11 protein-coding genes are annotated in these 14,682 nt (G+C 72.9%); 4 read left to right on the top strand and 7 right to left on the bottom strand.

The window, feature by feature from the left end:
• Positions 1–91: 91 nt before the first annotated feature.
• Positions 92–1,834 (bottom strand): pyruvate dehydrogenase, encoded by a 1,743-nt coding sequence (locus ABT296_RS33015; protein ID WP_351932848.1) that lies wholly within the window; start codon positions 1,832–1,834, stop codon positions 92–94.
• Positions 1,835–1,911: 77 nt separating this feature from the next.
• Positions 1,912–3,144: a protein phosphatase 2C domain-containing protein gene (locus tag ABT296_RS33010; protein WP_351932845.1), complete on the bottom strand. Its 1,233-nt coding sequence runs from the start codon at positions 3,142–3,144 to the stop codon at positions 1,912–1,914.
• Positions 3,145–3,330: 186 nt separating this feature from the next.
• Here ABT296_RS33010 and ABT296_RS33005 point away from each other — a divergent pair, with 186 nt between their 5' ends.
• Positions 3,331–3,813 (top strand): DUF456 domain-containing protein, encoded by a 483-nt coding sequence (locus ABT296_RS33005; RefSeq protein WP_351932843.1) that lies wholly within the window; start codon positions 3,331–3,333, stop codon positions 3,811–3,813.
• A 12-nt stretch (positions 3,814–3,825) separates the two neighbouring features.
• On the opposite strand, the gene ABT296_RS33000 is transcribed toward ABT296_RS33005, so the two are convergent.
• From ABT296_RS33000 to ABT296_RS32980, 5 genes are all read right to left on the bottom strand, one after another.
• On the bottom strand, positions 3,826–4,314 hold the full coding sequence (locus ABT296_RS33000) for a methylated-DNA--[protein]-cysteine S-methyltransferase (RefSeq protein ID WP_351932841.1): 489 nt from the start codon (positions 4,312–4,314) through the stop codon (positions 3,826–3,828).
• 5 nt (positions 4,315–4,319) lie between these two features.
• Positions 4,320–5,720: a DNA-3-methyladenine glycosylase 2 family protein gene (locus ABT296_RS32995; RefSeq protein WP_351932850.1), complete on the bottom strand. Its 1,401-nt coding sequence runs from the start codon at positions 5,718–5,720 to the stop codon at positions 4,320–4,322.
• Positions 5,721–6,072: 352 nt separating this feature from the next.
• The gene (gene rsgA / locus ABT296_RS32990) at positions 6,073–7,164 is read right to left on the bottom strand and encodes a ribosome small subunit-dependent GTPase A (protein WP_351932839.1); all 1,092 of its coding nucleotides are present in this window, start codon (positions 7,162–7,164) and stop codon (positions 6,073–6,075) included.
• 233 nt (positions 7,165–7,397) lie between these two features.
• Complete coding sequence (locus ABT296_RS32985) at positions 7,398–8,873, bottom strand: cellulose binding domain-containing protein (RefSeq protein ID WP_351932837.1); 1,476 nt, start codon at positions 8,871–8,873, stop codon at positions 7,398–7,400.
• Between the two features lie 226 nt (positions 8,874–9,099).
• The gene (locus tag ABT296_RS32980) at positions 9,100–10,419 is read right to left on the bottom strand and encodes a radical SAM protein (protein WP_351932835.1); all 1,320 of its coding nucleotides are present in this window, start codon (positions 10,417–10,419) and stop codon (positions 9,100–9,102) included.
• Positions 10,420–10,557: 138 nt separating this feature from the next.
• Here ABT296_RS32980 and ABT296_RS32975 point away from each other — a divergent pair, with 138 nt between their 5' ends.
• The 3 genes from ABT296_RS32975 to ABT296_RS32965 all read left to right on the top strand — a co-directional run bounded on the left by ABT296_RS32975 (position 10,558) and on the right by ABT296_RS32965 (position 14,659).
• Positions 10,558–11,808: an FAD-binding protein gene (locus tag ABT296_RS32975; protein WP_351932833.1), complete on the top strand. Its 1,251-nt coding sequence runs from the start codon at positions 10,558–10,560 to the stop codon at positions 11,806–11,808.
• Between the two features lie 94 nt (positions 11,809–11,902).
• Positions 11,903–13,132 carry an ROK family transcriptional regulator gene (locus tag ABT296_RS32970; RefSeq protein WP_351932831.1) on the top strand — a complete coding sequence of 410 codons (1,230 nt, stop codon included), beginning with the start codon at positions 11,903–11,905 and terminating at the stop codon, positions 13,130–13,132.
• A gap of 261 nt (positions 13,133–13,393) precedes the next feature.
• Positions 13,394–14,659, top strand: a complete 1,266-nt coding sequence (locus ABT296_RS32965; RefSeq protein ID WP_351932830.1) for an ABC transporter substrate-binding protein — start codon at positions 13,394–13,396, stop codon at positions 14,657–14,659.
• Positions 14,660–14,682 lie beyond the last annotated feature (23 nt).

Genomic DNA, 14,682 nt, shown 5'->3' with positions numbered 1-14,682 from the left:
ACCTCGGCCATCTCCCCAGGTGTCACACCATCACAACGACACCAACAGCCCAACAGACACGCCACTCAGAAGTGAAGCTGACCAAGCCCTACTAGGGGCGGGGCACGTTGCGGAGGTTGGAGCGGGCCATCTGGAGCATGCGGCCGACCCCGCCGTCGAGGACGATCTTCGAGGCGGACAGGGCGAAGCCGGTGACCATGTCGGCGCTGATCCTCGGCGGGATCGACAGGGCGTTGGGGTCGGTGACGACGTCGACGAGGGCCGGGCCCTTGTGCCGGAAGGCGTCCTTGAGGGCACCGGCGAGCTGCTTGGGCTTCTCCACCCGTACCCCGTAGGCCCCGCAGGCGCGGGCGACCGCGGCGAAGTCGGGGTTCTTGTTGGTGGTGCCGTACGACGGCAGTCCCGCGACCAGCATCTCCAACTCGACCATGGACAGGGAGGAGTTGTTGAACAGGACGACCTTCACCGGCAGGTCGTACTGGACCAGGGTGAGGAAGTCGCCCATCAGCATGGTGAAGCCGCCGTCGCCGGACATCGACACGACCTGGCGCCGGCGGTCGGTGAACTGGGCGCCGATCGCCATGGGCAGCGCGTTCGCCATCGAGCCGTGGGAGAAGGAACCGATCACCCGGCGACGCCCGTTGGGGGTGAGGTAACGGGCGGCCCACACGTTGCACATCCCGGTGTCGACCGTGAACACCGCGTCGTCGTCGGCGAGTTCGTCGAGGACGGAGGCGACGTACTCGGGGTGGATCGGAGTGTGCTTCTCGACCTTGCGGGTGTACGCCTTGACGACGCCCTCCAGGGCGTCCGCGTGCTTCTTGAGCATCTTGTCGAGGAAGCGGCGGTCGTTCTTGGCCCGCACGCGCGGGATCAGGCAGCGCAGGGTCTCGCGGACGTCGCCCCAGACCGCGAGGTCCAGTTTGGAGCGCCGGCCGAGGTGTTCGGGGCGCACGTCGACCTGGGCGATCTTCACGTCGTCGGGCAGGAAGGCGTTGTAGGGGAAGTCGGTGCCGAGCAGGATCAGCAGATCGCACTCGTGGGTGGCCTCGTAGGCGGCGCCGTAGCCGAGCAGGCCGCTCATCCCGACGTCGTAGGGGTTGTCGTACTGGATCCACTCCTTGCCGCGCAGGGCGTGGCCCACCGGGGACTTGACCTTCTCGGCGAGTTGCATGACCTCCGTGTGGGCGCCCGCGGTGCCGCTGCCGCAGAACAGGGTGACCCGGTCGGCGGCGTCGATCATCCGGACCAGCGCGTCGATCTCGGTGTCGCCGGGGCGGACGGTGGGCCGGGAGGTCACCAGCGCGGTCTCGACGGCCTTGGCGGGGGCCGGCCGGTCGGCGATGTCGCCGGGCAGGGAGACGACGCTGACTCCGGAGCGGCCGATCGCGTGCTGGATGGCGGTCTGCAGCAGCCTCGGCATCTGCTCGGGGCTGGAGATCAGCTCGCTGTAGTGGCTGCACTCGGTGAACAGCCGGTCCGGGTGGGTCTCCTGGAAGTAGCCGAGGCCGATCTCGCTGGAGGGGATCTGCGAGGCGAGGGCGAGGACCGGCGCCATCGAGCGGTGGGCGTCGTAGAGACCGTTGATCAGGTGCAGGTTGCCGGGACCGCAGGAGCCGGCGCAGGCGGTGAGCCGGCCGGTGATCTGGGCCTCGGCACCCGCCGCGAACGCGGCGGTCTCCTCGTGGCGGACGTGCACCCATTCGATGCCGGGGGTGCGGCGCACCGCGTCCACCACGGGGTTGAGGCTGTCGCCGACGACGCCGTAGAGGCGTTCGACTCCGGCACGGACGAGGATGTCGACGAACTGTTCCGCGACGTTCTGCTTGGCCATGGCTCCGGGGTGCCCCTTCGGTCTCCTTCGATGCCTCCGGGTTCCATTGGAGGCACAGGGGCGCGCGGTTCGCTCGGTCAGCTCTCCCAGACGGCGGCGGCGGTGCGGTCGTCGGCGTAGCCCTTGACCCGTACCTGGGTGTCGGCGAGGAACGCGGCGAGTCCCGGCGGGGTGGGCCCGGACCAGCGGTCGGTGAGGTGCCGGGCGAGGTCCGCCTCGCCGCGCAGCGGCTCGGCGAGGCCCCCGGTGCACATCAGGAGCGTGTCCCCCGGACGGGCTACGGAGGCGCGGAAGCGGAACGGTTCGCGGGCCGGTTCCGGGGCGGGCTCGTACGGGCTCGGGGGTGTGGGGATGCCCAGGTCCATGGTGAGCCGGTCGCCCTCGGGGGTCTCGGAGGGCGGCGAGCCGAATCCCACGACGGCCTCGCCGACGGCGTCGGTGACCCGGGGCTCGATGTCCTGCCACTGGCCGTCCCGCAGCCGGAACAGACCGCCGGCCCCGACGCCGAAGAAGACCCGGGTGCGGCAGGCGGGGTCGGCCGGCAGGAGCAGACAGCGCAGGGTGGCCGCGTACTCCTCCGGGTCGACACCCTGTTCGGCCGCGCCGGCGCGGAGCTTGCCGAGGCTGCGGTCGGTGAGGCGGTGCAGGCCGGACTTGAGGTCGCCGCGGCGGCCGGCGCGGATGTCCTCGGCGAGCCGGGCCTGGCTGCGGCCGACGGCCCGGCCGATCCAGTGGCAGACCTCGGCGGCGGCGCGGTGGGCGCCGGGGGTGGCGCGGGCGCCGGTGGCCATGGCGACGAGGACGAGGGCCAGGTCGCCGGTGCCGAAGCGGGCGGTGAGCAGGGCGTCGCGGCGGGGCTCGCCGCGGTAGCGGGCGGAGTCGCCGCGCACGGAGGCGGCGCGCAGGGTGCAGGCGCCGTAGTGCGCGCCGTCGAGCACGGTGTCGGCGACCAGGTCGTCCAGCGCGTCGGGGTCGGCGGGCGGCAGGGTGGTGGGCTCGGCGTCGTAGGTCGGCGGGCCGGAGCCGACGTGGGCGACGGTGACGGGCCGCTCGGCGAGGAGCGCCTCGGCCGTGGGCGGTACGGGGCTCGTGCCCACCGCGGAACCGGTGGGCTCGCTGGGCTCGGCCGGCTCCGCGGGCTGCGGTTCCCACGGGGCGCGGGGCCTGCCCACCGTGTGGGACGCCGAGGCGAACCGGTCGTCCAGCGAGTCCGGCGCGGCGGCGGGGCCGGTGTCCTCGGCGGTGTGGTCGTACAGCTGCATCCACCAGTCGTCGTCCCGACCGGTGGGCCTTCCCCCCTGCTGGCTCATGCCCCTAATTGTCCACCGCTCGGGGCGGATGAAAACGGGGCATCCGGAAAATCGGGTGAGGCGTCGAACGGGTGTGGGATTCCTGGGACACGGGGCGCCGCGGGGGGGTTCCGGAGTCCCGGCGGCGCGGGCCGGCGGGGGCGGCGCTGACCTGCGGGGTCATCCGGGCTCCTGCACTCTGGTCAGATGGGAGTGTGGGATCTCCTGCTGGTCGGCATGGTCATCCTGCTCGGCCTGTGCGGAGTGCTGGTGCCCGGCGTGCCCGGGTCGTGGCTGGTCTGGGCCGCGGTCATGTGGTGGGCGCTGAAGGACCCGCAGCCGGTGGCGTGGTGGCTGCTGGCCGGGGCGACGGTCGCGCTGTTCCTGTCCCAGGTGGTGCGCTGGGCCCTGCCGCCCCGACAGCTGCGGGAGAGCGGCGCGTCCCGGCAGATGGCGGTGTACGCCGGGTCGGGCGCGTTCCTGGGCTTCCTGCTGATCCCCGTGGTGGGCGCGATCCCCGGGTTCATGGCCGGTATCTACCTGGAGGAGCGCCATCGGCTCGGCCGGCACGCCGAGGCGATGGCGGCCCTGCGCACGGCGATGCGCTCGGGCGGCTCCAGCGTGCTGGCGGAGCTGTTCACCTGTCTGCTGATCGCGGGGGCGTGGGTGGGCGTGGTCCTGTGGGGCTGACCGGGCGGGGTGTCACAGCAGCGTGCCTTCGAGGGTGAGCAGGGCGGTCTTGCGCTCCAGGCCGCCGGCGTACCCGGTGAGGGAGCCGTCGGCGCCGATCACCCGGTGGCAGGGGCGGACGATCAGCAGCGGGTTGGCTCCGATGGCGCCGCCGACCGCCCGGACGGCGGCCCGGGGCGCGCCGATCCGCGCGGCGATCTCGCCGTAGGTGGTGGTCGCGCCGTAGGGCACGTCGTCGAGGGCGTCCCACACCTTCCGGCGGAACTCGGTGCCCTCGGCGCGCAGCGGCAGCCGGAACTCCTTCAGCTCCCCCGCGAAGTACGCGGCGAGCTGCTCCTCGGCGTCCCGGAACGCCCCGGGCGCGTGCAGCCAGCCCTCCGCGACGCTCCGCCCGCCCTTCTGCCCGGGCACGGACAGCGAGGTCAGGGCGCCGCTGCCGGGGTCGGCGGTGAGCAGCAGCGCGCCGACGGGGCTGTCGAGGCGGGTCCACTGAACGGTCATGTCGGTCACTCCCACTCCCCTGCGGTGCGCAGGTGCAGTACGGCGTACGAGCGCCAGGGGCGCCAGCTGTCGGGGACGTCGGCGCCGGGCGGGGCGACGTCGGGGTCGCCGAGGGCGCGGGTGCGCACGACGGCGGCGGTACGGGCGTCCAGTCCGGGCAGGGCGAGCAGTGCCCGGCGTGCCTCGTCCCGGTCTGCGCCGGGGTCCAGGCGCAGGGCGCCGTCGGCGAGGGCGGCGGTGAGCGCGCCGAGGGTGCCGTGCGGTTCGGCCTCGGCGAGGACGGCCGGTTCGGGGAAGAGGTGGGTGAGCGAGCCGCAGGGGGCGTCGAGCGCCTTGCCGTACCGGCGTACCAGCCGTTCCGACTCCGCCGGGCCGGCCACCGTCCGGACCGCCAGTTCCTCGGGGTCGGCGGCGCCCGGTGATCTCAGGCCGGGGCGGGCGGCGACCAGGGGGGCGAGGCGGGCGTCGGCGCCGAGCCGCTCGTCGACGGCGTAGGGGTCGGCGTCCAGGTCGAACAGGCGGCGCAGGCGCTGTACGGCGGTGGTGAGGTCGCGGGGGTCGGTGAGGCTCAGCCGGGCGTCGAGCCAGCCGCCGGGGCGGGTCGCGGTGCCGGTGCCGGTGCCTGTGCCTGTGGTGCCGGGGCGCTCGTGCACGGCGGCGATACCGGTGCCGTGCGGGAGGCGCAGGGTCCGGCGGTAGACGCGTCGGCCGGGAACTCCCTCGACGTCCTCGACCCCGGGGACGGCCTCGGCCTGGAGGAGGTCGAAGACGGCGTCGGCGCGGTAGGGGCCGCGGTGGGCGAGCCGCAGGGGGACGCCCGCGGCCGGGGTGGCGGCGCGGCGGACCGAGCGGGCGGTGGCGGCGCGCAGCCGGCTGGGGGTGCTGGCGTACACCGTGCGCACGGTGTCGTTGAACTGCCGGACGCTGGCGAAGCCGGCCGCGAAGGCGATCTCGGTGATCGGCAGGTCGGTGGTCTGGAGCAGGACGCGTGCGGTGTGGGCGCGCTGGGCGCGGGCCAGGGCGACGGGGCCGGCGCCGAGCTCGCCGGTCAGCTGGCGCTGCACCTGGCGGGCGCTGTAGCCGAGCCGGCCGGCGAGTCCGGTCACCCCTTCGCGGTCGACGACGCCGTCGCCTATGAGCCGCATCGCGCGGCCGACGACGTCGGCGCGGATGTTCCAGTCGGCCGAGCCGGGTGCGGCGTCGGGACGGCACCGTCGGCAGGCCCGGAATCCCGAGCCCTGCGCGGCGGCGGCGGTCGCGAAGAAGCGGACGTTGGCGCGTTTGGGGGTGACGGCGGGGCAGCTGGGCCGGCAGTAGATGCCGGTGGTGTCGACGGCGAAGAAGAACGCGCCGTCGAACCGGGCGTCCCGGCTGCGCACCGCCTCGTACCTGGTGTCCTCGTCCATCACGCGTCCCAGTCTCCGCCAGTGCGGGGGCTGGCGCTGGCGGGATTCGGACATGGCGGTGGTCACCTGTCGGCCGGTGGGGGGTTCTCGCGCAGTTCCCCGCGCCCCTGGGTGGGTTTCCCCGGGCGGGGTTGGGGGCCACCGTCGGCCGTTGGCGGCGGTGGTCACCGTTGCGGTCGGTGGGGGTTTCTCGCGCAGTTCCCCGCGCCCCTGGGTGGGTTTTCCCCGGGCGGGGTTGGGGGCCACCGTCGGAGGTGGTCACCGTTGCGGTCGGTGGGGGGTTCTCGCGCCGTTCCCCGCGCCCCTGGGTGGGTTTCCCGGGGGCGCGGGTGGGGGGCCACTGTTGGTGGTGTTATCGCCAGCCGTTGCGTTTGGCTTCGCCTGCTGCTCGACCCTCGGCTCCCTTGCGCTTCCAGTCGCGGCGGATCTCGGCGCGCAGGCGGGCGTCGGTCTTGGCGACGATGCGCTGGTTCTCCCGCATCAGCTTGCGGTAGCTCTCCAGCCGCCGTTCGGGCAGTTCCCCGGAGTCGATCGCGCCGAGGACCGCGCAGCCCGGCTCGGACTCGTGGGCGCAGTCGTGGAAGCGGCAGCGCCCCGCGAGTTCCTCGATCTCCGCGAAGACCTGTCCGACGCCGGCCTCGGCGTCCCACAGGCCCACGCCGCGCAGTCCGGGAGTGTCGATCAGGACTCCCCCGCCGGGCAGCGCGAGCAGGTTGCGGGTGGTGGTGGTGTGCCGTCCCTTGCCGTCGGCGTCCCGGGTGTCCTGCACGTCCATGACGTCGGCGCCGAGGAGCGCGTTGGCGAGGGTGGACTTGCCGGCGCCGGACTGGCCGAGCAGCACGGACGTGCCGCCGCCGACGATCGCGGTGAGCGTGTCGAGCCCCTCGTCGAGCCGGGCGCTGACCGCGAGCACCGGCACTCCGGGCGCCGTGGTCTCCACGTCCTGCACGAGGTGCGCGAGGGTCACCGGGTCCGGGACGAGGTCGGCCTTGGTCAGCACGACCACAGGCTGTGCGCCCGATTCCCAGGCCAGTGCGAGGAACCGCTCGATCCGGCCGAGGTCGAGTTCGACGGCGAGGGAGACGGCGACGACGGCGTGGTCGACGTTGGCCGCGAGGATCTGCCCCTCGGACCGCTGGGAGGAGGTGGAGCGCACGAAGGCGGTACGGCGCGGCAGATACGTCCGTACGTAGCGGGGGTTGCCGCCGGGTTCGACGGCGACCCAGTCGCCGGTGCACACGACCCGCATCGGGTCGTGGGGGGTGACGAAGGCGGTGTCGGCGCGCAGCACCCCGGTGGCGGTGACGACGTCGCACTGGCCGCGGTCGACACGGACGACGCGTCCGGCGATCAGTCCTTCGGCGTCGTGGGGGGCGAACTGGTCCGCCCAGGCGTCGTCCCAGCCGTAGGGGGCGAGCGCGGAGGAGGCAGAGCTGGAAGTCAAGGGTGACCCTTCACAAGGGCGGCCCCGGCACGCGTCGTCGGACGCGGAAGTGGAGTGGGTTCAGCCGGTGGCCACGGGAGTGGACGTGATGGATTGCTGGATGCGGGCAGCGCCCTGCGCAAGGACAGCCATCGGTCACACCTCCCGTACTTCACTCGTCGGTCACACACGTCGTTGTGACGCGCCGCCACTGTAGCCCGGCGGTGCGGCGGCGCGTCAACGGGTTTTCCGGGTCAGGAGACGGCGCACTCCCGTCCGTTCAGCTCGAAGTCGTGCGCCGGGGAGTTGCGGCCCTGCCAGGAGGAGATGAAGCCGAAGGTCAGGGCGGAGCCGGCGGCGACCGTCCGGTTGTAGGCGGCGGCGGTCGCGGTGACCCGGGAGCCGTCCTGCGCGAGGCTCGCGTCCCACATCTGGCCGACCCGCTGGCCGTCGCGGAAGGACCAGGCCAACTGCCAGGTTTCCAGGGCCTGTTCGGTGGTGACGGTGACGGTGGCCTGGAAGCCGTCGGGCCACTGGTTGACCAGGTCGTAGCGGACCCGGCAGGTCTCGTCGGCGTCGTCGGCGGACTGGGCGCCGCCGCCCGCGGTGGTGGTGGAGGTGCCCTGGGGCTCGGGGTCGGGGTGCTCGCGCGTCGGCGTGGCCTCGGGGGTGTCCTCGGTGGGCCGGGGGGAGTCGCTCCCGGCGGTGCCGTCGGCGGAGGGTTCGAAGGAGGCGCCGGGGTTGGCGGCCACCGGGGTGCGGTCCTGGGGTTCGCCGGCCGCCGCGTCGCCGCCGCCGGAGCCGCCGAAGGGCATCATCGACACCCCGAGCGCCAGCAGCGACGTCAGGACGGCCGCGACGAGGAGCCCGCCGCGCACCGCCCTGGCGCGCTGGGCGGCGGGGTCGGGTCCGGCGGGCGGCAGCTCGGGGCGGCCGGCGCCGAGCCGGACCTCGGCTGCGCGGCGGCGGCGCTCCAGGTAGGCGAGGCCGCCCCAGCCGATGACGCCGCCGGCGAGCGCGGCGGGCAGTCCGAGTCCGTGCAGTCGCAGACAGGCGGCGGCCTCGGCGCATTCGACGCAGGTGGCGAGGTGCCGGGAGAGGTCGTCGGGGGTGTCGGCGACGGGTGAGCGGGTCACGGCGTCGAGGAGCCGGACGTAGCCGCGGCACTCGGGGGCCTTCGGCGCGTCGAGGTGGTTGCGGTGGCAGCGGTCCCTGAACAGGGCGCGTACCTGGGCGAGTTCCTCGGAGGCGGTGGCCGGGTCGAGGCCGAGGCGGCGGGCGGCGACCGGCAGGGGCAGCGCCTCCACCTCGGCGAGCCACAGCAGTTCGGCGTCGGACTGCTGCATGTCGCGCAGTGCGCGCGGGGCGAGCGGGCGGCCCTGCGGAGGTCCGGCGTAGCGGGCGGCGTTGGCCGAGTTGAGCCACAGCCGCAGATCGGGGTCGAGGCGGTTGCCGCGCCCGGAGACCTCCCAGTCGGCGGCGGTGGTGCGTACGGCGGTCAGCAGCAGGGGTATTCGGGGCAGTCCCGGAGTGCGGCGGCCGGTGGGGCGGCCGGCCGGCGACTCGAGGGCGCGGACCTCGCGCATACCGGTCGAGAACGCCTCCGTGGCCAGCTCGGTGGCGGCGGTGGAACCGGCCGTGCACAGGTCCGCGTAGGAGAGCACCGCGTCCCAGCACTCGGAGAACAGCGCGGCCTCGGTGGCGTCCTGGGGGGTCGGCAGGTCAGGCATGAGTCTCCTGCATCCACAAGCGAAGTCAACTCGCCATATTGGCAATGGAGTTGGGGGGAACCTCGCGGCAGGACAGGACCTTTTCACGTTTCTGACACAACTGACAAGCGCGCCATTCGACTGCCACGGGCGCCCGTCCCGCCTCCCTCAACTCCTCCGCATGGTACGGATCCCGGGCGCCTCGTGCTCACCTCTGGTCACATCGCGGTCACACGCTGGTCCGTGATCACGCGCCGGCCGGCCGGTTCTCGGGCAGGCTGTCCATGAAGGAGCTGACCGAGAACACCGCGCGGCCGGGTCCGGGCGGGCCGTATCCAGGGGGCGAGGAGAGACCGAACTCGTCCATGGTGGCGCGGTAGGCCTCCAGCAGCCGGATGTGGTACTCCAGCGGCGCGCCCTGCGGGTTGGCCTTGCCGAGCGGGGTGGTGGGCTCGGGGCACCAGGTGGTGAAGCGGGGCGTGATGCCCTGCGACATGAAGAAGCGCAGCCCCTCGGTGGTGGAGGCGATCGCCTCGTCGACGGTCTTGAAGCCGAAGGGCTCCGCCATCTCCACGCCGGCGACGAAGTTGGGGATGACGTTGCGGGCGCCGAACACCTCCGCCGAGTCCAGGATCCGCTTGTGCCACACGTCGCGGCCGACGTAGCGCTCCTTGCCCGGGCAGAACAGCTTGAACAGGTACTCGTCCCACACCTCGTAGTTGGGGTGGTAGATCTGCACGCCGTAGTCCTTGAAGCGCTGCACGTCGTCGCGGGGCAGCGCCTGGGCGACGACCTTGCCGATCCAGCGGCCGGGGAAGCGCTCCTCGATGGCCTTGGCGTACATGCCGTAGAAGTCGGCCTCGTCGCGCCCGGCGACCGTCTTGGTGATGGCGCCGCCGGTGAGGGTGTAGGCGGTGGAGGCCCGGGCGGTGTCGTAGCGGTCGATGATCTCCAGCGCCTCCAGCACCTCCTCGACGTCCTTGACGCCGGTGTAGGGCCGGCCGGCGGCCTTGTGCTGGCGCCAGTTGTGGTTGATGTCGCAGTACTGGCACTCCTCCTTGGCGCCGAAGTACTGGCAGACCCGGAAGACGGTGAGGTAGATCAGATAGCCCCACTGGATGGTCGGGGCGACCTCCATCACGGACTTCCCGTTGGAGAGCTTGTGCCGGTAGTACTCCGGCATGGGCGGCACGCCGACGTCGGAGATCCGCTTGCCGTCGAGGTACAGCCCGAGCATGCCGTCCTCGTCGGCGGCGACGCGGTACGGCGACGACGGGTTGACCCGCACGGAGACCACGGTGCGCCGCAGGTCGTAGGGCCCGCCGGTGAGGATGATCTCCTCCGGGGGTCGGCGCAGCGCGGCCTCGCCCAGTTCCGGCAGGGTGCCGTGGTCGAAGGAGAAGATGAAGTACGACTTCGGCTTGACCTCGCCGGACTCGTTGTCGCTCAGCGCGGACGCGTCGAAGGCGACACCGCCGCGGAGCAGGTCCTCCTTGAAGACGGCCTCCCGCGGTACATGCGGAAACCGCTCCATCAGATCCTCGACCAGCGCGGTACGGCTGCCCATCCCGACTCTCCTCCCGGCTCAGGCGTTCGACTCCTCACGGTATGCCCCTGCCTGCCCGTCGCATGTACCGGGGCCCCTCGTGCCGCCCGGCGGGAATGAGAAGGTCTGACCGGAAGCACTCTCCGGGAGGAACCACGGATGACGGACACGGTCACCAACTGGGCGGGCAACATCGTCTACGCCGCCAAGGAGCTGCACCGCCCGCACTCGCTCGACGCGCTCAGGGCACTGGTGGCCGGCAGCGGCCGGGTGCGGGTGCTGGGCAGCGGGCACTCCTTCAACGCGATCGCCGAGCCGGGCGAGCGGGGGGTGCTGCTGTCGCTGTCGGGGCTGCCCGCCGAGGTCGACGTCGACACCGGGGCCCGCACGGTGCGGGTCGGCGGCGGGGTGCGGTACGCGGAGCTGGCCCGGGTGGTGCACGCGCACGGGCTGGCGCTGCCGAACATGGCCTCCCTGCCGCACATCTCGGTGGCCGGGTCGGTGGCGACCGGCACCCATGGCTCCGGGGTGGCCAACGGTTCGCTGGCCGCGCCGGTGCGCGAGGTGGAGCTGGTCACGGCGGACGGCTCGACGGTACGGATCGGGCGGGCGGACCCGCGCTTCGGCGGCGCCGTGACCTCCCTCGGCGCGCTCGGCGTGGTCACCGCCCTCACCCTCGACCTGGAGCCCGCCTTCGAGGTCGAGCAGCACGTGTTCACCGAACTCCCGCTGGAGCGGCTGGAGTTCGAGACGGTGGCGCGGGCCGCGTACAGCGTCAGCCTGTTCACCGACTGGGCGGAGCCGGGGTTCCGGCAGGTGTGGCTGAAGCGGCGCACCGACCAGCCGCTCGCCGCCTTCCCCTGGGCGGCGCCGGCCACCGGGAAGATGCACCCGGTGCCGGGCATGCCCGCCGTCAACTGCACCGAGCAGTTCGGGGTGCCCGGGCCCTGGCACGAGCGGCTGCCGCACTTCCGGGCGGAGTTCACCCCGAGCAGCGGCGCCGAGCTCCAGTCCGAGTACCTGCTGCCCCGGCCGTACGCGATGGACGCGCTGCGGGCGCTGGACGCGGCGCGGACGGCGGTGGCGCCGGTGCTGCAGACCTGCGAGGTGCGGACGGTGGCCGCGGACGAGCAGTGGCTGAGCCCGGCGTACGGCCGCGAGACGGTGGCACTGCACTTCACCTGGACCGATGACACCGCGGCGGTGCTGCCGGTGGTGCGGCGGGTGGAGGAGGCGCTGGAGGGGCTCGACGCGCGGCCGCACTGGGGGAAGGTGTTCACGGTGCCGGCCGAGGTGCTGCGCGGGCGCTACCCGCGGCTCGGGGACTTCCGGCGGCTCGCGGACTCGCTGGACCCGGGCGGAAAGTTCGCCAACGCGTTCGTCCGCGACTTTGTACACCCCCTTTCCTAACCCCTTGTCGAACGTCCCGGGCAGCCCATAGCCTTCTCGCGCGCCGGTGCCGCGTTCCGCCCCGGCCTGCGAGAAGGGAAGGGTGGCGGCTTCGATGAAGCGCACCTCACGAGACATCCGCACCGCGAACCGCTACGAGGTGCTGCGCCAGATCATCGCCGCGTCACCCACCTCGCGGCAGGAGCTGGCGGCCGCCACGGGGCTGAGCCTGGCGACGGTCGCCACGCTCGTCGGTGAGCTGCTCGACCTGCGGATGATCACGGAGGTCGGGTTCGAGGACTCGGCGGGCGGGCGGCCCCGCGGCCTGGTCGCGGTCGACACCGCCGGGGGCGCGCTGATCGGCGTCGACATCGCGGAGACGTACGTCCATGTCGAGCTGTTCGATCTCGCGCTGAACGTGCTGGCCCGCGCCGAGGAGGACGTACGGCCGGGCGAGAGCCTGCCCGAGCAGGTGGTCGCCCATGTCGCCTCCGCCGTCGGTTCGGTGGTCGCGCAGGCCGGCGTCGAGGGCTCCCGGGTGCTCGGCGTCGGGGTGAGCGTGCCGGGGCAGGTGGACCGCGCCACCGGTGTCGCCGAGTACGCGCCGAACTGGGACTGGCACGAGGTGCCGCTGCTGGACCTGCTCACCGAGCACATCGCCTACCCGCTGTACCTGGACAACCCGCTGCGCGCCTGTGCGGTCGCCGAGCTGTGGTTCGGGGCCGCCCGCGGGCGCGGGGACGCGGTGGTGGTCAACCTCGGGACCGGGGTGGGCGCCGGGCTCGTCCTCGGCGGGGCGCTGCACCGGGGGGTCAGCAACAGCGCCGGCGAGTGGGGGCACACCACGATCGTGCTGGACGGCCGGCTGTGCCGGTGCGGCCGGCACGGCTGCGTCGAGGCGTACGTCGGGGCCTCCGGGATCATGCTCACGCTCCGCGAGCTGAGCCCGCGGAGCCCGCTGCTGCACCCGGAGGACCAGACGGCGACGATCGCCGCGCTGGCGCGGGGTGTGCGGGCCGGCGACCCGTTGGCGCTCGAGGCGCTCCGTGACACCGTCCGGTACCTGGGCGCCGGAATCGCCGACCTGGTCAACCTGTTCAACCCCGAAGTGGTGGTGCTCAGCAGCTGGGTGGCGGCCGCGCTCGGCGAACCGCTGGTCGCGGAGGTGCGCGAGGCCGTCGCCCGGCACGCGCTGCCCCGGCCGACGGCGGCCACCGAGATCGTCCTCTCCCCGATCCCGACCGACCCGGTGTGCCTGGGCGCGGCGACGTTCGCGCTGGAGGGCGCCCTTCAGTCGGTCGGCCAGCGGCAGCCCCGGAGGAGCCGTACGACCCCCTCCGTGTGACGGCGGCGGTCCGACGCCCGCGCGCACCGACCCGGTGCGCGCGGGCGCTGTCGTGCGCCCGAGCCCCGGGCGTGCACGCCCCACCCCCCTTTACCCCACCCCTTGTCCGGCATCCCGAACGACCGGCAACGCTTCGAACCGACTTCGTCCAACCCCTTGCCGAAGCATTAGCCGAAGGTTAACGTCCCGCACCGCAACGGCATTTGGGTCATCGGTGCCGTGGCGTGGAGCCGCAGCCGCACAAGAGACAAGGACGTCAGCATGTCGGCAACGAGCAACAGCAACTGGGACCGCCGTACCGTTCTGCGCGCCGCTCTGGGCCTCGCCGCCACGGGAGGGCTCGCGGCGTGCGGCGGCAACACCGGCCGCGGGGGCGGGTCGGGTTCGGGCACGAACCTGGTGCAGTACTTCCACGCCTACGGCGAGGCGGGCACCGAGCAGGCGATCAAGCGGTACGCGAAGGCCTACGACAAGGCGAACGTCACCACGCAGTGGATCACCGGCTCCAACTTCGAGAGCAAGCTGTTCTCCGCCCTGCTCACCGAGAACGCGCCTGACGTCTTCGAGTTCCACCCGCAGATCCAGCTCGTCAGAAGCGGGCAGGTCGCCGACCTCAGCGACCTCGTCAACCCGGTCAAGGACGACTTCAACCAGGCCGACATCGCCTCGCACACCATCGACGGCAAGATATGGGGCGTCCGCATGATCGACGACCCGCAGTTCTTCTACTACCGCAAGTCGATGCTGGCCGACGCGGGCGTCGAACCACCGGCCACGCTCGACGAGTTGGTCGAGGCGGCGGCGAAGCTCACCACCGACAAGGTCAAGGGCGTCTTCCTCGGCAACTCCGTCACCCCGGTGATGAACCCGCTGATCTGGTCCACCGGCGCCGACACCCTGGACGACCGGAACGGGATCGCGTACCACACGGACGCGGTCGCCGCAGGGCTCGGCAAGCTGCGGACGATGTTCGAGGACGGCCATCTGCTGCTGGACGCCCCCGCCGACTGGTGGGACCCCTCGGCCCTCACCCAGGGCCTCACCGCCATCCAGTGGTGCGGCATGTGGGCGATGCCGGTGATCGAGAAGGCGCTCGGCGACGACGTCGGCATCATCCCCTTCCCCTCCTCGGCGGACGGCGGCAGGCCCGCGGTCACCAACGGCGGCTGGTCGATGTTCGTCAACGCCAAGTCCAAGCACCTCGACGAGGCGAAGGAATACGTCAAGTGGCTGTGGATCGACCGCAAGGAGTACCAGGAGGACTGGGCGCTCTCCTACGGCTTCCACATCCCGCCGCGCACCTCGCTCGCCGACTCCGCCGAGAAGCTGAAGTCGGGGCTGGCCGCCGAAGGGGTCAAGCTCTTCAACGAGTTCGGGCACTTCGACAACCCGGCCTGGACCCAGGCCATGATCGTCGCCCTGGAGGGTGTCGTCGCCGACTCCGTGCGCAAGGGCGGCAGCCCCGAGGCCGCCCTCGACAAGGCGGACACGACCGTGAACCGCGAGCTGAAGAAGCTGTTCGGATAGGCCGGCGCAGAGAGACCGACGCC

It is taken from the genome of Streptomyces sp. NPDC000983, from assembly GCF_040299205.1.
In the GTDB taxonomy this organism is placed as follows: Bacteria; Actinomycetota; Actinomycetes; order Streptomycetales; family Streptomycetaceae; genus Streptomyces.
The sequence above is the reverse complement of the archived record's forward strand: the minus strand, read 5'-3'. Positions and strand labels throughout refer to the sequence as shown.